General features: G+C 63.9%; 27 protein-coding genes. All 27 read right to left on the reverse strand.

Annotation, left to right across the window (positions count from 1 at the left end; all coding sequences use genetic code 11):
* Positions 1-96 precede the first annotated feature (96 nt).
* On the reverse strand, positions 97-495 hold the full coding sequence (locus AQ610_RS05360) for a hypothetical protein (protein ID WP_006025670.1): 399 nt from the start codon (positions 493-495) through the stop codon (positions 97-99).
* Positions 492-869 (reverse strand): hypothetical protein, encoded by a 378-nt coding sequence (locus tag AQ610_RS05365; RefSeq protein ID WP_006025671.1) that lies wholly within the window; start codon positions 867-869, stop codon positions 492-494. The genes AQ610_RS05360 and AQ610_RS05365 overlap by 4 nt, the downstream gene beginning before the upstream one ends.
* Before the next feature lie 29 nt (positions 870-898).
* Positions 899-2,320 carry a phage tail sheath C-terminal domain-containing protein gene (locus AQ610_RS05370; protein ID WP_006025672.1) on the reverse strand — a complete coding sequence of 474 codons (1,422 nt, stop codon included), beginning with the start codon at positions 2,318-2,320 and terminating at the stop codon, positions 899-901.
* A 3-nt stretch (positions 2,321-2,323) separates the two neighbouring features.
* Positions 2,324-2,551 carry a DUF2635 domain-containing protein gene (locus AQ610_RS05375; protein ID WP_006025673.1) on the reverse strand — a complete coding sequence of 76 codons (228 nt, stop codon included), beginning with the start codon at positions 2,549-2,551 and terminating at the stop codon, positions 2,324-2,326.
* Positions 2,548-3,216 carry a DUF1834 family protein gene (locus AQ610_RS05380; protein WP_006025674.1) on the reverse strand — a complete coding sequence of 223 codons (669 nt, stop codon included), beginning with the start codon at positions 3,214-3,216 and terminating at the stop codon, positions 2,548-2,550. The genes AQ610_RS05375 and AQ610_RS05380 overlap by 4 nt, the downstream gene beginning before the upstream one ends.
* Before the next feature lie 4 nt (positions 3,217-3,220).
* Positions 3,221-3,634, reverse strand: coding sequence for a gp436 family protein (locus AQ610_RS05385; protein WP_006025675.1), 414 nt, complete (start codon positions 3,632-3,634; stop codon positions 3,221-3,223).
* Between the two features lie 6 nt (positions 3,635-3,640).
* Positions 3,641-4,174, reverse strand: a complete 534-nt coding sequence (locus tag AQ610_RS05390; protein WP_006025676.1) for an HI1506-related protein — start codon at positions 4,172-4,174, stop codon at positions 3,641-3,643.
* A 118-nt stretch (positions 4,175-4,292) separates the two neighbouring features.
* Positions 4,293-5,186, reverse strand: coding sequence for a Mu-like prophage major head subunit gpT family protein (locus AQ610_RS05395; RefSeq protein ID WP_006025677.1), 894 nt, complete (start codon positions 5,184-5,186; stop codon positions 4,293-4,295).
* Between the two features lie 42 nt (positions 5,187-5,228).
* The gene (locus AQ610_RS05400; RefSeq protein WP_006025678.1) at positions 5,229-5,639 is read right to left on the reverse strand and encodes a hypothetical protein; all 411 of its coding nucleotides are present in this window, start codon (positions 5,637-5,639) and stop codon (positions 5,229-5,231) included.
* A 66-nt stretch (positions 5,640-5,705) separates the two neighbouring features.
* Positions 5,706-6,815, reverse strand: coding sequence for a phage protease (locus tag AQ610_RS05405; protein ID WP_006025679.1), 1,110 nt, complete (start codon positions 6,813-6,815; stop codon positions 5,706-5,708).
* Positions 6,816-7,014: 199 nt separating this feature from the next.
* A complete protein-coding gene (locus AQ610_RS05410) occupies positions 7,015-7,599 on the reverse strand; it encodes a phage virion morphogenesis protein (RefSeq protein WP_006025680.1) in 585 nt (194 codons plus the stop codon).
* A 103-nt stretch (positions 7,600-7,702) separates the two neighbouring features.
* The gene (locus AQ610_RS05415; protein ID WP_006025681.1) at positions 7,703-9,016 is read right to left on the reverse strand and encodes a PBECR2 nuclease fold domain-containing protein; all 1,314 of its coding nucleotides are present in this window, start codon (positions 9,014-9,016) and stop codon (positions 7,703-7,705) included.
* Positions 9,006-10,595, reverse strand: coding sequence for a DUF935 domain-containing protein (locus AQ610_RS05420; RefSeq protein ID WP_043282360.1), 1,590 nt, complete (start codon positions 10,593-10,595; stop codon positions 9,006-9,008). The genes AQ610_RS05415 and AQ610_RS05420 overlap by 11 nt, the downstream gene beginning before the upstream one ends.
* An 11-nt stretch (positions 10,596-10,606) precedes the next feature.
* On the reverse strand, positions 10,607-12,391 hold the full coding sequence (locus AQ610_RS05425) for a hypothetical protein (protein ID WP_006025683.1): 1,785 nt from the start codon (positions 12,389-12,391) through the stop codon (positions 10,607-10,609).
* 1 nt (position 12,392) lies between these two features.
* Complete coding sequence (locus tag AQ610_RS35780) at positions 12,393-12,590, reverse strand: hypothetical protein (protein ID WP_006025684.1); 198 nt, start codon at positions 12,588-12,590, stop codon at positions 12,393-12,395.
* A gap of 12 nt (positions 12,591-12,602) precedes the next feature.
* The gene (locus tag AQ610_RS05430) at positions 12,603-13,100 is read right to left on the reverse strand and encodes a DUF1804 family protein (protein WP_043282361.1); all 498 of its coding nucleotides are present in this window, start codon (positions 13,098-13,100) and stop codon (positions 12,603-12,605) included.
* 3 nt (positions 13,101-13,103) lie between these two features.
* Positions 13,104-13,313: a hypothetical protein gene (locus tag AQ610_RS05435; RefSeq protein WP_006025686.1), complete on the reverse strand. Its 210-nt coding sequence runs from the start codon at positions 13,311-13,313 to the stop codon at positions 13,104-13,106.
* Complete coding sequence (locus AQ610_RS05440; RefSeq protein ID WP_231748948.1) at positions 13,310-13,612, reverse strand: hypothetical protein; 303 nt, start codon at positions 13,610-13,612, stop codon at positions 13,310-13,312. The genes AQ610_RS05435 and AQ610_RS05440 overlap by 4 nt, the downstream gene beginning before the upstream one ends.
* Complete coding sequence (locus AQ610_RS32715; protein WP_006025688.1) at positions 13,603-13,836, reverse strand: TraR/DksA C4-type zinc finger protein; 234 nt, start codon at positions 13,834-13,836, stop codon at positions 13,603-13,605. Before AQ610_RS32715 ends, AQ610_RS05440 begins: the two co-directional genes overlap by 10 nt.
* Positions 13,837-14,457 (reverse strand): hypothetical protein, encoded by a 621-nt coding sequence (locus AQ610_RS05445; protein ID WP_006025689.1) that lies wholly within the window; start codon positions 14,455-14,457, stop codon positions 13,837-13,839.
* The gene (locus tag AQ610_RS05450; protein ID WP_006025690.1) at positions 14,438-14,683 is read right to left on the reverse strand and encodes a DUF2644 domain-containing protein; all 246 of its coding nucleotides are present in this window, start codon (positions 14,681-14,683) and stop codon (positions 14,438-14,440) included. Before AQ610_RS05450 ends, AQ610_RS05445 begins: the two co-directional genes overlap by 20 nt.
* Positions 14,684-14,701: 18 nt before the next feature.
* On the reverse strand, positions 14,702-15,223 hold the full coding sequence (locus tag AQ610_RS05455) for a glycoside hydrolase family 24 protein (RefSeq protein WP_006025691.1): 522 nt from the start codon (positions 15,221-15,223) through the stop codon (positions 14,702-14,704).
* A gap of 139 nt (positions 15,224-15,362) precedes the next feature.
* Positions 15,363-15,797 (reverse strand): Mor transcription activator family protein, encoded by a 435-nt coding sequence (locus AQ610_RS05460; RefSeq protein ID WP_006025692.1) that lies wholly within the window; start codon positions 15,795-15,797, stop codon positions 15,363-15,365.
* The gene (locus AQ610_RS05465; RefSeq protein WP_043282469.1) at positions 15,794-16,192 is read right to left on the reverse strand and encodes a gp16 family protein; all 399 of its coding nucleotides are present in this window, start codon (positions 16,190-16,192) and stop codon (positions 15,794-15,796) included. The genes AQ610_RS05460 and AQ610_RS05465 overlap by 4 nt, the downstream gene beginning before the upstream one ends.
* A 78-nt stretch (positions 16,193-16,270) precedes the next feature.
* Entirely contained in the window at positions 16,271-16,969 is a 699-nt protein-coding gene (locus AQ610_RS05470; protein ID WP_006025694.1) for a DUF2786 domain-containing protein, read from the reverse strand.
* A gap of 12 nt (positions 16,970-16,981) precedes the next feature.
* On the reverse strand, positions 16,982-17,170 hold the full coding sequence (locus AQ610_RS05475; protein WP_009916816.1) for a hypothetical protein: 189 nt from the start codon (positions 17,168-17,170) through the stop codon (positions 16,982-16,984).
* A 74-nt stretch (positions 17,171-17,244) separates the two neighbouring features.
* Positions 17,245-17,862 carry a DUF3164 family protein gene (locus AQ610_RS05480; protein WP_006025696.1) on the reverse strand — a complete coding sequence of 206 codons (618 nt, stop codon included), beginning with the start codon at positions 17,860-17,862 and terminating at the stop codon, positions 17,245-17,247.
* Positions 17,863-17,866: the final 4 nt, after the last annotated feature.

The following is a 17,866-nucleotide window of genomic DNA, read 5'->3' on the forward strand; positions in this document are numbered from 1 at the left end:
TTTTGACGGTCGGCCCGGTCTTCCCAGGGCGACCGTTCGAACCCTGTCCGCGCAGCGTGGCGAACGCGGACAGGTAACTCTCCAGCTCCGGTTCGCTCAGGCTCCGGACTCGCTCTTCGCTGAACCCGCAGGGTCCGAGGATGAGGACGGCGAGTCGGAAGTTGCGGAGGTGGGTTTCCTTTCCTTTCGCTTTTTTTTGAGCAGTTCCTGCACGGCGTGCAACTGGTCATAGTCGACGTCGATTGCCGTGCCGATCAGTTCGGGCGTGATCTCTTCCTTCGGGATGGTGCCGAGCGACAGCAGGCACGACGAGATGATCGCCGCGTTGACGCGCATGTTCGACACGCCGCCGCCGAGGATCGACGGATGCTCATAGGCCGAGATGTTGTCGTCGACCGTCGCGAGACGCAGCTCGAAGTCGTAGTGATACTGGCCACTGCCGGCCGGATATTCGATGCCGTAGTCCAGCGAACCTTTTTCCGTCATGATGCTCATTCCGTCCCCCGTCGAGTCGAGAAGATGGTGAGGTCGCGACGCGCCTCGTTTTCCACGCTGTACTGATCGCCCATGTCGAGCGTGACGCAGTCGTAATAGCTCACGCGCTGGCCGCCGGGCGACACCGGGAACATGGTCAGCTTGCCGCCTTCCATGTTGAACCAGTCGATCTCGTCGCCGTCGAGCGGGATCACGACCGTCACCTTCAGCTCGTGTTCCTCGACGCCGCGCGCGAAGCCCTTGACCCGGCCCGTGCGGTTCATCGTCTTGACCGGCTTCTTGCCGGTCTTCGACGTTGGCGACACGCTCACGACCTCGGCCTCTTGGCCGTCGACCTCGAGCACGATCGCACCAACGTATTCTTCCAATGCCATAGCTGGCTCCTATAGTGTTGCGAAGGGTGTTACAGGATCAGGTCGATCCGGCCGGCGAACACGTGCAACCCGTTCACGATGTCGCACGGGATCGCAGCATTGAGCTGGTTGACGTCCTGCAGATCGCGCTCGACGATCAGCTTGTCCTTGTTTGCGTCGACGTTCTCGATGATTTCCAGCTCTTCCAGCTTGTAGAGCACGTCGAGCAGTTCGCTACGCACCTTCGGCGGCGTCTTCTCCGACAGCTTCTCGCGCGGGAAGCGCAGCGCAATGCGCTGCTGACACGCCTTGCGAACGTAGTCGAGCGTGCGGATCGTCGTGATGTCGAGCAGCGCCGGATCATCGATGCCCTGCGCATCCTTCGTGTACGTCGTGATCGACCGGACGATCTGCACGACGTTGCCCGGGCCGATCTCGAACGGCGTCACGCCGTTGTGCAGCGCCTTCTCCTGCTCGGTGCGCCCGGGCTGCGACGGGATCGGCGTCACGTCGAGACCGGTCAGCGCGAGCGTGTTCAGCGGCCGTGCCGGGTCCGTCTCGCTGGCGATGACGGCCGCATAGGCGGCGGCGATCTCGGCCGGCAAGCACACCGAACCCGGGTGCCAGCCGATCGTGATCCGGCCCGCGTCGAGGTCGCCGGCCAGCGTGGTCGCGGTGGCGAGCGTCGCGGGCGTGCCAGCGACGCTCACTGCCGGACGCTGTTCGAGCGGCCCCGAGATGCTGTCCAGGTGCGTGCGCAGCTTCGTCAGCGATTCCTTCGTCGGCCAGCACGTCGCATACACGTTGTACTTCGCGCCGTACACGGCCGCGAGCGCCGGGGCGATGTCGGGATCGTTCAGGCCGCCCGTGAACGCCGTGATCGTCGCCGTGACGCCGGCTGCCTGGTTGAGCTGCGACAGGACGATGTCGTTGCCGAAAGCGCCCTTGTTCTTCGTCGTCAACGTCACCTTGCCGTTGACCGAATCCGCCGTGACCGGCAGCGCCGTCTTCTGCGCGATCTGGGCCGCGAGGCGCGTGGCAATCGCCGTTTCCGTGTCGGTCGCGTACACGGCGATGTCGACCCGGGTGTTGCCGATGATCAGCGCGAACGCGCCATCGGCCGTCGCTGACCCCTTGAACTCGACCGTTCCCTTGGCCGGCTGGCCGGCCTGCGCGTCGTCGACGGCGATGACCGTCAGGCTGACGTATTTGTTCGCCGTGATCGCCGCGACGGCCGCGATGTGCGCGAGCGAGCCTGCGCCGAAGTACAGCGCCGCCTGGTCGCCGGAGAACACGTCGACCGGCTTCAGCGCCGGGACCGTCCCGTCAGCGGTACGCTGCCCGACGATGATCACGGTCTGATCGTTCGCCGGCAGCGTGCGCACGGCGAGCTTCGTGTTGTATTCGAAATACTTGCCCGGCTTGCGGATGCCCGACGGGATCGTATCGAAAGCGATGTTTTGGCTTGCCATCGGTTAGGCTCCTTTCGCGGCCTTTTTGGCACTCGAATCAACCGCGGGACTCGGCGCGACGTCGACGCTCGACTCCACGGCCGGCGCAGCTTCCACAACCAGATCGCCGTCGGCGACGCGGCGGTGGTAATAGGCGGTATCCGGCACATCGACGGCTTCAGCGTCCGTGATGTACTGGCGCGATGCGTGTTCCTTCGGGACACGCAGCCCGGAACGGGCTTTCACTTTCATGGTTGCTCCTTCATCTCAATGTGATCCACCGCGTCGGCCGACCGATCGGTGCCGGGTTGCAGGTAGTAGCGCAGCAGCGTCGACTTCCAGTCCGGCGTCGGCGGATCGAGCTGGCCGTCGTATTGCTCGAACACCTCGCCGAGCGGACCTTCGACGCTGCCTTGCGGAAACGCGCCGACGAACAGCGTGTCTTCGACCCACGCGGTATGAAACTCCAGCGCGTAGACTGACATGGCGTCGCTGCGGACCTTCGTGTTGAACAGCGTGCGGATCGCGCCTGGCGCGAAATGTCGGATCGGTAGACCCATGTCCTGCTGATTCAACAGGTGGCGCACGGCCGAGATCAGCAGGTTCGTGCCGACCTCGATGTGCGCCGGCCCGCCGTGCCGACTGGTTTCCTCGTTGCGCACGCTGCGCGCGCCGACCATCACGACGAAGGTCGCCTCGGCTTTCCACTTCGAGCGGCTGGTCGCGACGGGATCGGTGCGCTTCACGCCGCCGAACGTCACCCACGCGGCCGGGAAACGCCGCACGACGGATTCCAGTTCGTCGTCATCGAATTCGCCGCCGTAGGTCTTGACCTCGGCGACCATCTTGCCGAGGCCGCGCGTGAGGCGGTCGACGACGCCAAGCTCAACAGCGGTCACGATCGGAACGTAGGGCATGGCGTTATCGGTTCTCGCGACTGAACACGCGCGTGCCGGTCACGAACTGAACGGAGTTGTCGGGTTGCGGGATCGATCCCGTCGTCGTCGAGCCGAGCGTGACGTCGCCACTCGCGACGAGCTTCAGGAACGCGATCGCTGCCTTGTAACGCTTGTCGATTTCGTCGGTCATGACCGTTTCGCCGCCGCACAGGCGATAGCGCGCGATGTCGCAGCAGACGCCTGCAAGCATCTTCGGTTGCGGATCGAGCGGCAGTGCGTAGCGGCCGGCCAGATACGTATCGATTTCGGCGGATGCTTCGTCGAGCGCGTCTGACAGCACCACGGGGTTCGCGTCGCCCGTGCGCTCGCGATCGGACAGCGAGATTGCCTCGCGCTGTCCGAAGCGGCCGATCATGAATTCGACGGTGGCGTACATGGTGCGTTAGCTCTTCTTGCCGGCCGACTGCGCGGACTTGCCGCCGGATTTCGCGGCTTCCTGCTCAGCCTCGAATGCCTGGAGGCGCGCGAGCAGATCGTTTTCGCGCGTGACCAGGCCGGCGAGGCGCTCGTCGAGTTCGTCGGACTTGCGCTTCAGTTCCGCTTCGGCGGCTGCGAGCGCATCGGCGCGCGTGCGCAGTTCGTTCTCGCGAGCCTTCAGGTCGGCCTCGATGTCGGCCAGCGCCAGCGCGCGCTTCGCGTCGTCTTCGCTCACGTCGAGCGTCAGCGTGTCTGCATTCGCGAGCGCGGCGATCACGTGGTCGGCGTCGTGGTGCGGGAGCGCCGCCGCTTCTTCGTCGCTGAGATGGATCGCCGTGTCGACCACGACCAGGGACTTGTCGGCGACGATTGCGGCATGTGCGTCCGGATGAAGCGCAGCCAGCGCGATCGTTTTCGGCACGATCCCGAACACATGGCCCGCGCGGCGAAACCCTTCCTTCGCCGACGCCACCTTGATCGCCGGATGTTTCTTGCTCATGAACCTCTCCTGTGAATTCGAACCCAACCGGAGCCCACCATTGCGCCGCAGCTCCGGGACGGTCTTCCTCCGCGCTTATCGGCGTCGCGCGGCCGTCTCTCGCGGGGGTGTTATCCCGTTACGCCAGCCAGGGCGTGGCCAACAGATCGGCCGAACCCTTCCAGACGTTGGTCGCGCCGTAGTTGTTCGCGTCGGCGTGGAGGATCTTCCGGCCGACGCCTTCGTACATCGGCGGCACCACCAGAAGCGACGGACGGATGCCGAGCGGGCGGCCGTTGTCGCCCTTCATGCCGGTCATCGCTTCGCGGGCAGCCTGGTAGCTGTCTTCGTTCAACGGTTCCTGGGATGCATACGCGAGCTGCCAGAGCGCGAAGCCGACGTTGCAGCGCGCGTCGACGCCGTAGCGGTACGTCTTCGCCGAGAACACGACTTCGTCGGTTTCCTGATCCATCGGGACGAACGTGTACGGCTTGCGCTGCTGCAGGATGATCGGCTTGACGACGCGCGTCATGTCGAGCAGATACCAGGTCGGGCCTGCGCCGGCCTTGAAGTTCGAGACCGAGCCGACCGTGCCGTTTTCCTGCAGCACCGGGTGATCGGTGTCGAAGAAATACTGGCCGTCGTAGCAGGTCTTCGTCGTGCCTTGCTTGAGCAGGTTGAACACCAGCTCGTCCGGGTGCTGTTTCGCGTCCAGGCCCATCTGCGCGATCACCGGCTTGTAGACGCCGTAGGTGTCATCCGAGATCGCATCGCGGTCGACGCCGACGGTGTTCTCGAACGGCTTGTTCTTGATCGAGAAGTCATGCGTCATCAGGTTCTGGATCACGCGATCGCCGATCCATTCGCGGAAGCGCGTGGTCTGGCCGAGCCACGGATAGACCTCCTGCGACGTGGTCGACGGCACCGGCATGGCGACGCGGTTCCAGTCGGACGGCGCGCCGTCGAACGCTTGCTGGAATACCGTGTTGAAACCGGTGAACAGGGCGCGCAGGTTGGCGCGATTGATTTCCATGTGCTTTCCTTATGGAGTAGTCGAGAGGTGTGGCGGACCGCGTTAGAACGCGATCCAGACGCCGGCCGGGTCGATGTCGACCACGGTGCCGGCGACCGAGCGCTTACCGCCGCCGTCCGTCTTCGCGACGGTCTGATCGTCGACGACGTATGCGGTCGAACCGACATCCTTCAGCGTGAGCTGGTCAGCGCCGGCCGAATTCGCGACGCGCCACTGGCCGCGCCGGATCGTCACGTTCACAGCGCCGTCCGCGCCGGCCGTGTTGTCGATCTGTTCCTGGACGATGCCCGCGCCTTTGAGCGTGGTCGACTCCGCGCCCTTGGTCGCGAAGCCGGTCGCGGTGTCGATCGCGGCGATCGCGCCGGTAAAGAACAGCACGCCGCTCTTGGCCGGGTAGCTGAACAGCAGGCCGGCACGGGCGACGGTGTCGCGGTCGGCGGTCAATGCAGTCATGTGTGAATCTCCTGGTGGAAGTGAAACGCGTTGCCGATGGAAGTGAAGCGAGCTGCCGCGCTATCGTCAGGTGGCCGGCTGCGACGTCTTGTAGGTCGCCGGATCGAGGCCGAGCGCCTTGCACACGGCGATGTCTTCGGCGGCCAGCGCGCCAGCGCCCGTTTTGTCATCGGCCGGCGGGTTGCCGCCCGTCTGCGTGCCGCCGAGCGCCTGGATCGGCTGCGCGGTCGAGATGAATTGCTTCAACGCGGCGACGTTGCTCTTGCCCAGGTCGCGCGCCCAGCCTTCCTGCGCAGGCAGCAGGCGGCCGTTCTTCAGCGCGGCCGTCACCAGTTCCTCGACTTCGTTGCCGGCAAGCTTCGCGTTGGCGGCGTCGAGCTGCGTGCGCAGGTCGGTCATGACCGCGATTGGCACGAAGCGCGCCGGGTCGACCTGGTTGGCCGACAGCGTGGCGATCTGCGCGCGCTGCGAGTCGAGCAGCACCGGCAGGTTCACGCTCGCGGCCGCGATGCCTTGGCCGCCGGACAGCGACTCGATCAGCTTCTTGAGCTGCGCCGTGACGTCTTCAGCAGTCGCGCCGACCGGCATGTTCAGCAGCCAGCGCAGTTGTTCCAGGAGTTCATCCATATTGGGAGCCTCGGTAGGTGGGACAGTGGAAAGCGCCGCGTGGGCGGCGGAATCGAAGGCGTGCGTCGCCGCCGAGCAGGCAGCCGTGAGCTGCACCTCGTCGAGGCAGTCGAGCGCGGGGTCGTTGGTCAGCGCCGCGTTGAGCAGCGCGGTCACGTTGCCGGCCTTGTCGAAGGCGAACACCGGGGAGAGGTAGGCGTATTCGTTCGCGTCGAGCATTGCGGACGCGCGAGCGGTCCATTGGACGTCGGTCGCGTACAGACCATCGCCTTCGCGCCATTCCAGCGTCTTGAACCAAGCGGCGGCCGGCGCGGGCTGGCCGTTCTTCGCCGCGTTCAGCGTCTGGTGCTCGTAGTCGATCACATAGCGCGTCCGGCGGGCGCTGGCCGCCGCGATCAGGCGTGCGGCGCCAGCCGCGTCGAGCCGCCACGCAGCGCACTCCGTCGGCCGGCCGTCCCGTGCACGGAACTCGCCAGCCGGCAGCAGCTTGAGCGCCGTGCCGGTGGATTGGATTTGCGACGAAAGCGCCGCAATGAAGAAGATAGCCATGCCGCCATGTTGGCGGTCGGGGCGCTCAAAAATTAGGCGACCGGCGTCAGTACCTTGTCCAGAGAATAGAGGTGCGCGGGAGGATGCGCAGACAGAATGCCGATCCGGCGCGATTTAGCGGGGGGTTTAGCGGCCTGCCGCCCCCGAGTGGCTATGTCGGGGTGTCCGGTATGCTGACAGGCGGTTAAAACGGCTGCAATTACTGGTCGAACAATCGGCGCAGATAGGCAGTTACCTCCGACTCGATCCCGATGTTGTCCGCCTCGGTCAGCACGAAGAACGGACGCGCCGGAATCTTGATCGTCCAGCCCTGGCTGCGGGTCCATTTCACGATCTTGACCTGCTTGTGGCCGTTCTTCGCGAACACGGCCAGGTGCGGATGATTCGCCTGGCGCATGATCATGCCGTCGCGGCCCTTGCGCAGTCTAACGTAGCCGGACATGGGATGGCGCTGGATCGTGCCGCCGAACTGGTGGATCGCCGCGTATACGACATTAGTGCCGACGCGGGCGGACGTGGCGTCGTGCGTCGACGTGACGCTCGACGCGAGTCGGCCCGAGCGCTGCAGAATCTTGCCGGTGCCGGCTTCCTCGCGGCGGCGCTTGAGCGTCTTCGGACTCAACCCGAGCCACTTCGGCCGCCCTTGCTGCGCGAAATTCTCTTCGACTGCGTCGAGCATCAGCGCGGCGATCAGCGACGTGATCGGCGAGGCATCCTGCATCAACGCGTACACCCGCGCCATCGCCGCCTCGTACTGCGTGTCATCGACCTGGGTTTCAATCATCGGCTATACTCTGTTCATACCGATTGCAGTCGCACAAGCTCCCGACTGACGCGACCAAAGGAACTGCACGGTGGCCCGCGACGAGTCGGCGTCGCGGGCCGTTCTATTTGCGGTACGCCAGAAAGCCGTCACGCTGCTTTTCTATATAGCGGCGACGCGCTTCTTCACCGCGCTCGACGTTCGCCATCATGGCCGTCGACCCGGCCCAACCGTCCTGGCCCAGCTCGAACACGCTCAGACCGTATTGCGCGCCGTCCTGGCCGTCGATCAACCAGGACTTGATGTAGCGCCGTTTGAGCAACCACGTCCCGGGCTGCGCGCGACTCTCTTCCCACCGCAGCCATACCTCGTCCGGTTCCTGGATCGCCCGCGCGAGCAGCGACATGTACGCGCCGCGTCCATCCTTGTCCGCCTTCCAGCTTCCGTCGCCGGCCTGGAACAGATCCTCCGAGATCGTGACGGCCGAGCGCGTGACGTCCTTGAATACCTTCGACTCGCCAAGCTGCAGGCCGAACTCCCGCAGGAACGCCTGCGCGTATTGCTGCGGGGGAAGGCCGGCCGGCAGCATGGTCGACGCCGGCACCGGGGTCGGCGTCGGCAACGTCGGCAGCTCGACGCCGGACGGGAAGGTGCGCGGCAAGCTGTCGGACGGCGGCGGTGTGAACGGCTTCATCCACTGCGCGCCGGGGTTCGAGCTGAAACCCGGGTCCGGCAGCAGCTTCTGACCGGTGGCCGGGTCTTTATAGGCGAGCGCGGGCTGCTTCACGCCAGAGCGATCGACGATCTCGACCTCGACGATGTTCCCCTTGCTGTCGCGTACCGGGATGCCGTTCTGTTCGACATACGCGCGCGTGCGGGTCCGCACGCGGCATCGGCACCGGTAGCCGTTCGGCGGATAGAACGTCTGCCAGAACGGATCGTCGTACCGGTAGATCGCGCCGGCGAGCGCGCGGTGCGCCGGCCGCGTGCGGCTATCGAGCACCGCGACATACTCCCAATACGGATGCGTGTCGACCTGCTCAAGCTGCGTCGCGTAGCGGCCGGCCATGTAGGCCGACTGCATGTTGGTCTGGAAGATCGTCTGCAGGCGACGGGGCGTGAGCCGCTTGCCCTCGATCTCGCCCGTGTCCGGGTCGACTATTACGCCGTGGCCGAGCCAGCCCTTACGCTCCAGGACCGGCGAGAGCTGCCGTTTAAACTCGTCGAACGTCGTGCCCTTTTTTAACGAAGTCGCGAGCGCCTGGCGGATGTCCTGCAGCACGTCGACCTTCATCACGCCGGCCACCGTGAACGCCTTCGCGTGCGCCTCGGCGGCGACATCCTGCCAGCGGAATCCGATCTGGTAGCCCTTCGACTCGAAGTAGGCGATCGCCTTCTCCGGTTCGAGGCCGATCGCATAGGCCAGATCAACCGCCATTCAGTCGCCCCCAGACGTCGGCCACGAAGATGCAGCGCGCGAGCAGCTCCTGCATCGCCGTTTCGTCCATCTCCGGCTGCGCTTCGAGCAGCATCTCGATCGCTTCGTCAGGCGTCGCGCCCCGACGCAGCGCCGCGATCGCCGGTCCGAGCGTGGCGCGCAGCGCCTCGGTGATCGCGTCGGCCGGCAGCGCGGCGATCGTCTGATCAAGCTCGTCCTGGTCGGGATAGACAATCTCGCCGGCCGAATTGCGCAGCACGGCGCGATACCGCATCTTCGCGGTACGCGGCAGCTCGTCGGCACGTTCCTCGGGCGGCAGCGCCATCTGCGGCTTCGGCACCGTGAGGATGTCCTCGCCGTCCTTCGGCTCCGGGATCATGAGCTTGTCCTGCGCCCACTGGCGGCCGATTTTCATTCCGGCTCCGACGAACTTCGGAATCGCATCGGCATACAGCGCCAAGTCCGCAGGGTCGCGGGTGTCGAATTCGAAACGCGGGCAGCGGCGTGGGTCGGATGCGCCGAAGTTCAGCGCCGACAGCATGTAACAGAGGCTCGTGAGCGTGCGCTGCGCCTGGCGGGCGTCCGACGTCAACAGATCCTGCCGCACCTCGTTGTGCGTCTTGCCGAGCGCATTTGTCGACGTCTTGCCGTCGGCCTGCGACGTGAGCGTGCCGCCGAGGATCGCCTTCGACACGCTCTTCTCGCACCAGTTGATCATCGCCTCGAACGGGTCTTTCGAACCGTCGGCGGCTTCCTTGAACTCGATCATCATCCCCTCCGGGATGATGCCGGCCGCGTTGTGGCCGATCTCGGCGACGGCACGCAGCAGCGTGGCTTTCTCTTCCTTCGTCGAACCGGGCGGATACTTGCCGACGCGCAGCGGCAGACCGTAGATTTCGAGGAACTCGGCCAGGTCCGACACGGCATAGGTCTTGAACAGGTACGGCCATGCCAACACGCGGTGCAGACCTGCGCGGGTCAGATACCCACTCTTCGCGCGATGCTTGTGGACGAGCCAGCCGAACGGCCAGAGCGGTTGGCCGTCCGACGAGTTGTCACGCAGACGCAGATCGTTGCCGTCGTACAGCGGCGTGCGGAACCAGCGCTGCGGCCGGTGAGTAAGCGTTTTCGGGAGCCATACCTTCTCGACCTGGTGCCACTCGATCTCCTGCGCCGAGAAACCGTGACCGACCGCGTCCATCAGATCGAATAGCACGTCGTCGAAGTTGGCGATGTCGGTGAACCACTCATCCAACTGCGCGGTTTGCTTTTTCTCTTCGGTGCTGGCATTCGCGGGTGCGACGATGTTCCAGTCGAGCGTGAGCAGCGCGCGCTTGCGCTTGCTCATCTCGGCGAACAGGTGCGCGTCGCGTTCCTCCATGTCGACGAACAGATCGGACTGCGCCATCAGGTCGCCGTACTCGGCGGCTTCCAGGATCGAATGCAGCTTCTTCGGCGTGAGGCCTCGCGACGGATGCTGCGCAAAATCGCGCGTGATCCAGCCGAGCTTCGACGTCTGCGGCTCGGACAGCACCTCGCGCTGGATCGGCTGTCCGTACATATCAAGAATTTGAGCCATGTTCAGTTTCCTCAATAGCCGCGCCGGCTCGACAGCGGATAGTCATAGTCGTCGTCTTCATCAGAGCCGCGCTCGATCGGCCGGGACGTGACCGCCTTGTAACCGTCCGTGATGCCGTAGCCGCGCGACTGCGCGATCATCCAAAGAATGTGCAGCGCGGTCAGGCCGTCGAAGTGGTGATGGCCCTGCGGTTCGGGCCATTCATCCAGTTCGGCGAGCAGCGCGGTCTGCGTCGCGTGGAACAGAATCGACGGCGTAATCCGATCCGTGACGAACGGTTCCAGTGAATCAATCCGCAGCTCGGGCGCGACGCTCGCCGTCACACCGACGAGCGGCAGCGGGACGCCGGCTCGCAATGCAGCCTTGATCAGGTCTTGCCGCGCCCATTCATATGCGTTGTTGTTCTCGAAACCGAACGCCCGACAGCGAAACTCGCGCTGGACGCTGATCAGGTCGGCTTCGAGCTTCGACGGTACGCGGCGCTTGATCTCCGCGTGGATGACGTGCAGCTTGCGACTGACGATGTCCAGGCCACCGACCAGGATCGCGGATGGGTCCGACTTCCTGCCTTGGCCCATCGACGGATCGCACGCGCCGAACATCAACCAGGACGACAGCCGCTGCACCCAAAACGTGATGTGGCCGAACACCTTGTCTTCCTCGGTGCGCGGATCACCCTGCATCTCGGTCGCGAACGCGCGCGGCGATTTCGCACGCTGACGCATCAGATAGAACAGCGTGCGCACCGACGGCCAGGACGTGACGGCGCCGGCGTCCATTTCGGCCCGGTGTTCCAGGTAGAACTGATACGATGGCAGATCGGTGTCGGCGATCGCCTCACCACGCGCGGCGGCCTCTTCGATCGCCGGCTTGTCGTCGTTCAGCATCAGCGCTTCGCACTGCTGCCACAGATCCATGTTCGTCGGCATCTGCGCGATCGCGCGGAAATGATGGACGATATGGCCGATGGTGCGCTTCGCGCGCGAGATCGGATCATCCTTGTCGAGCACCGTGCCGACGCCGATGTATTTCACGCTGCCGTCCGGCGGGCCGAGGTAGTCGATCGCTTTTTCCAGCCACGTCCATCGGTTCTGACGTTCGGTCGGGCTCTTCGCCTCCGCGTCGGTGATCAGGTCATCGCCCATCAGCACCTTGGGACGGCTCGCGCCGTGGAACGTGCCGCGAATCGCCTGCTCGGCACCGAACGGCTCGACCTTCACGCCGTTCTTCGTGACGAACTCGCCGACCTTCCACATCGGCCCCTTGCCGCACACCTCGGGGAAGTCGAGCTGAAGCGCCGCGTTAGCGGTCAGCTCCGTTTTAATGACTTCGAGCAGCTTGGTCGGCAGCGATGTCTCCGCGCCGAGCAAGATGACGTAGTCGAGAAACGACGGCAGCTCGCCGGTCCAGCCGACCTCGCGCCGGATTTCCTCGCGCTGCAGCAGCCCCTGCACGATGATGTAGACGGGGCCGATCTTCGTGCACATCGACGACTTCGCCTCGCCGCGCGGTGCAACCCACCATTCGCGCGTGCCGCCGGCCTGGCGCAGCAGCTTCGGAAACCGGCCGCAGAAATGTGCCTGGAAGAGCGACGGTGTGCCGCGAATGTGGTGCGGGAAGTAGGTGTACGCGAAGAACTGGTAGTCGCCGTCGACGAGCACGCGTCGACGGCGCTCCATGCGCGCGGCCGGCGACGGATCGAGGCCCGTCGCATGGGCCTCGATGTCGCGCCGCAGCTCGGCCTGCAGCTCGGCGATTTCCTTGTGAAAATCCTTCTCGGTGAACTTCTGGACCATGTCAGTCCGCCTTCGCGTCGAGCAGCGCCTGATGGATCTTGTACACGTCGACGCCGTCATACAGATTGTGCGTCATGTAGATCACGCTGCCGATCACCGTCTCAACAACGAGGCGCGTATCGCGATCACGGTGTTCGATACGGGCACTAACGACGTGAACAGGATTCACCGCGTTGTCGCGGGTCAGTTTAATCAGCATGGCGGCGTCACCTCAACCGTAGGCGATGGCCAGCTCGTCGCCGAACGGGCCGAGGACATCGGCGAACGCGCCGACGTGTTCCGGATGTCGATCCTTGATGAACGCAGCCAGACGCTGCACGACGCCCATCGCGATCGCCAGTTCGTTCGTCTCCGGCAGGATGCGCTTCGACGCGTTGATCGTCTTGTTGTACGCGTCGGCGAGACTCGCGAGCAGCGCGACCTTGTCGGCCGGCTTCATCTCCGCGCCGTCCAGTTCGTCCATCGTCGCCTGGTATTGCGTGACCAGGCCGGCCAGCATCTGACGGGCCGCGCCTTCAATGCCGCCGCCCGCGATGAGCTGCGCCGCTTGGGCTTTATCCCAATCATCACCCTGAGCAAGCGAATCCGCCTTCCATCGGCGAGCTGTTGCATATGACACACCATGCTTAGCCGCCGCGATTTCGAGCGAGAAGCGGTCGAACACAAACGCACGTCGGACCTTGTCTCGGACTTCCTTCGGGTGAGCCATGAGTTACAGCCCCAGCTTCGCGCGGGCGAACGAGATACCCATCGCGACGATGCCGCCGGCCACGGCACCCGCGCCGGCACCTGCGGCCGCCCCGTATTTGATCGCGCGCTTCTCGACGTTGGCGACCTGATCCTTCAGCTCGTCGATCCCTGCATCGATCTTCTTCAACATCTGCATTTCCGGGCTGTCGCCCGACTTCACGTCCTCGGTCATGGCTTGTCCTGTTTCCTGTCAAGCTTGTTATTGATATCGGCGAGCTTCATGTCGATGCTCACCAACCCGTCACGGAATTCGTCGCGCATCTCACGATGCTCGCTGCGCGGAACGTAGTCGCGCGCCACAGTCTCGCGGAACGCCGCGATCTCACGCTGTATGCCAACGTCGCGCGCCTCGTTGTCTTCCATCTTTTTCTGCACGGTGCGAATCCACGACACACCGAAGAGTTGAACAGCGCCGAGCAGAAGCGTGATGATCCCCATGAAAATCGCGGCCGGGTCGAGTGTCACTTGCACGCATACCTCCGTTTAATCACCTGCTCACGTCGCTCCTGGCATTCGATGCAGAAGCGGCAACCGGGTATCGCGCGACGACGTTCATCGGGAATGGGTTCGCCGCATGCCTCGTTCTGGCAAAGCGCTTCCGATTCGGCGGTGGTGCGAGTCGGTCGCGTTGCCGCCGCGATCGCGAGCGCGCGATACTGTTCTTCTATGTCGCTCGCGTGGTCAAAGTCATCCATCTATTGCTTGTCCTCTTGTTTCGTAAGCGCGGCCTTCACCGCCTTCAGTTTCGATTCGGTGTTTCGGGCGCGGGTCGCGTAGTCGACGAACCAGTCGAGGATGTCGGCTTGTGATACCCCGGAGTCAGCGGTGGCATCGGTGTCGGGACCGACAATAGCAGCGGCGGGATCGGCGCTTGTCGGCATGGCGGAATCACCAGCGTCGGCGATGCTCGCTGCGTCGTTCCACACGCGGACAAAGCCACGGCTGAACACGCAACCAGCAACAGGCGAATCAGGTTGCTGGCCGGGAACTGGCGGATTGCGGTGAGGTTGCGCGACATGATCGATTTGCTCCTTCAGTACCGTCGCGTTCTGTGCTGCAGTGGTTTGTGCGGTCAGATAACCGGACTCCGCGGCGGACGCGCGCGCCACGTCGGCCGCGTACCGGCCGAATGCCTCACTCGCGGCCGATGCGGACGTGTGCTCGACGGTCGCGCGGTAGTCGGCCAACGCCTTGTCGCCACGTGCGGCCGCCACTTCGTAGCCGTGCTGGTAGGTTTTCGCGAAGGCGAACGCGAGCAGTGCGGCAATGACGATGCCTACGGCCAGCTTCCCGTACTTACAGATTGCTATCGTCATTTGCCCTTTCCTTGGAGGGACGGCCCCGCCATGCGGCGAGTGCCTGGATGACGGCCGAGTAGCCGCCGACGCAGCCGAGATAGATTAGCCACGTGTCGAACGTGAGCTGGTTCCGGTAGCCCTGATAGATGAACATGCCGGTCGCGACGGCCGATGCGATGTTCGGCCAGAGCTTCGCGTGCGACAGTTTGCCGTCGTGGCCGGTGATGAGATCGGCGAAGCGCATGAAGTGAGCCGCTCCCGATCAGGCGATAGCGACGATGCCGCCGGCCGCCTTGTACGCGACGGTGAGCACGGCCAGTTCATTCTGGCGTTGACCATAATCGTTGCCGGGCAGCGACGCCCAAATGTTCGAACACGCCTTGATCGCGGCTGCGAGCTGACCGGCAGCGATCAGCGGCAGCGCGCGGCGCTCGCGAATCTGCTGGATAGCGATCAGGTCTTGGGAAGCCGGGCTGAAGTCGTTGAGCTTGAGCAACTGCGCGTAGGGCGCGTAGTAGCGCGACAGGAGCTGGTAGCGACCAGCGGCCGTCGAATTCAGCTCCGCGTTGTAGATGCCGGGGTGCTTCGCGTAGGAGGGGAATGTGAGGAGGCGCGAGGCAATGGCCTTGCCGTTGCGCTTCATTGGACCGTGCGAGCCGACGAGCACGTTATACCCGTCGTCACTGTTCTGACGCGTCCATGCGTCGATCTCGCTTGCGGCGATCATGTCGAGAAACGCGACGATGTTCTGTCCGCCCGCCGCGCTGGCCGTAATGCGTGCCATCGATACCCTCGGTATGTGGAATGATGACCGCATTGTTGATGCTGCACTGCCACTGACACGAGTCGACCGATGTCAGCGGGGAACAACAAAAAGCCCCGCACGGGGCGGGGCTTCGTTTAATCATGGCGGGATTCTAACGCTAGAACAACTCCGCCTGGGGAACGGTACGTTCGGATGCGTCGGCGCGCTTCAGGATGCGCCAAACATGACGGTCGGCCATCTGATAGCGAAGTGCGAGCTGCGCGACAACGTGGTTTGCAGCACGGTCGCGGGTCAGCACGTCGAACTCCGCACGAATGCTGCGGTACATTAGTTCGCGCATGGCCTTCACGCAACGCGGGATATACAACACGTCACCGCCGAAATGCGCGGTGAGCTGATCGGCCGCGTCCGGTCCTACGATTTCGGCCAGCGCCTCGTAACGGATTTCGCCGAGGCGCGATCGGCGCATCGCTACCGGGAAGGTCGTGCCGCCGAGCTGCTCGACCAGGCGCACCGTCGTCGGCAAGCCGATCAGCTTGACGATCGTTTTCACGACGTCGGGCAACAGGTGTTCGACACCGTCGAATTTCATGCCGACCTCCGTTTCGCATCGTATTGAAGTGCCGCGATCAGCTTGCCGAGCATCGCGTCGTCGCAGAATTCGATGGCGTCGACCTTGCAGATTCGCTTCACCATGCCGCCCACGTAGTCCCACGAACGGTCCGCGTCGGCGAGCAGCGCCTCGATCTTGCGGATCTGCGCGGCGCGCGGCTGCGCAACGTTCGGCCTGCGACCGACATCGCGCTTCGATTTGAAACCGCAGCGCTCGAAGTGCTTCAGCAGCTTGTGCGCGCCTTCCGGCGTCAGGTCTTTCGACGAGCTGACGCCGGCGATGCTGCGCAGCACCGTGCGGTATTCGTCATCGGTCATCGCGAGCTGCTGCTTCGCGATGTGGATTTTCGCTACCGTTGTTTTCGCGATCAGCATCACGACCTCCACCAGCGCCGCAGTTCCTTGCGGCAGAGACAGACCAGGAACACAATCCCGACGAGGATGACAACGATGTCAGACATGGCCGATTCTCCGCGTGTCCGGTGCGCCGACACCAGGACGCACAACGGCCGATCGACCTTGCTCGATACCGTGCCAGTGATCGTCGGTTGTGCGTCGACCAGACACGTCGCGCGTGCGAGGCTCGAATTCACGTACCTGCGCGTGGTGCGCACGCATGTAGGCGTCGATCATCGCCGTGTGTTCGACAGTGCGCACGGCATCTTGCAACTGCATGCGCACCGCATACACCCAACCCTCGCAGAACTCGTCGGCGCGCGCCGTCTTGTTCTTCGGACCGCAACGGCGCAACTTCGTCTGGATGTAATCGCGACGCGCCACGCGCAACTGCCGCGCGAACACGTCGAACGTGTACTTCGCTACCTCCGACGCCGGTGCAACGCCGACGAATGTGTAACCGCCGACGATGTCGGTACAGGTGCTGTTGACCTGCCGGGTAAACAGCAGTTCGCAACCGTACGCGCCAGCGACAACGCTCGCGAGTGCTACCTCGTATCGCACTGGCCGACGAGCTGCGCCGCTCTTCGACCATTCCTCGCGAGCACCGGCCGCGAGCAGTTCGGGATGGTCGATGCCGAACTGCTCCATCAGCTTCTGAGCCTGGCGAAGCGCGGCGGCTGCTTCGTGCGGCTCGCTCGATCTCGACAGCGCCAGGCACTTACGGATTTTCTCGATTGCAGTTTTCTTATCCACGTTACCCCCGCTTTAACGTCTGCGATCTTCAAGTGCAGGATTGCTGCTCGGCATCACGACATCGTCCGGATCGACCATCGTCATCTGCAGTTCCGGACGCTCCTGAGCGATATACCGGTATCCCTGATCGTGATAGTGCTTATCGCACTTGATCGCGCCTTGAAACAGCTTGAGTGCCTGCATTGCCTTGTCGGCATCCATCAGGTATTCCTGGTAGCTGATTCGGAGGCAGGCGACATCGCGACTACGCGTAGTGGTTTTTCTCGTCGCCATGGTCAGATCGCCGCAAGGTCGAGACTGATCGCGCGATACTCCTCCGTGTCCTCGACGCGCTCGTACAGCCGGATATACGGCTTGCTGCCCGTTACACGAATGCTGTCGACGATCGCTCGCATCGCCTTGGTCCACTTCGAATCGTCGATCGCAAGACGACGCAGCGCGAGAATGCGGCCGGTGTTGACGTTGCCTTCTTTGTCGACCTGGAATGCTTCGTTGATCAGCACCTTGATCTTGTCGTTGCTGCCTTCGGTCCACTCGCGCAGACATTCGTCGATCAGCTCCTTCGCCGCCTGCAGGCGCTCGTCGAACTGGAGGTGCTCGGCGATCTGGCGCACGATCTTGTAGCGGCCGTCGAACGTGATCAGCGAAATGTTGCCCTTCGCGCCACCGACCTTGACGCCGTATTGCTCATGGCTGGTTGCGACGAACGCAGCGATGTCGCCGAATGCACGCGTCTTGAACTCAGCCATCTCCGACTGAAGACGCCTGGCTTCGGCCACCAACGACGTGATCGTTTGATCACGCAACTGGTCGATCGGCTCGACCAGCGATTCCGGAATGAGGCGGCCACGTGCGTCTTTTACGTAGCCGACCGGGATTTGATTCTTCGTCATAGCG

The sequence above is a fragment of the Burkholderia humptydooensis genome, assembly GCF_001513745.1.
GTDB classification, from domain to species: domain Bacteria; phylum Pseudomonadota; class Gammaproteobacteria; order Burkholderiales; family Burkholderiaceae; genus Burkholderia; species Burkholderia humptydooensis.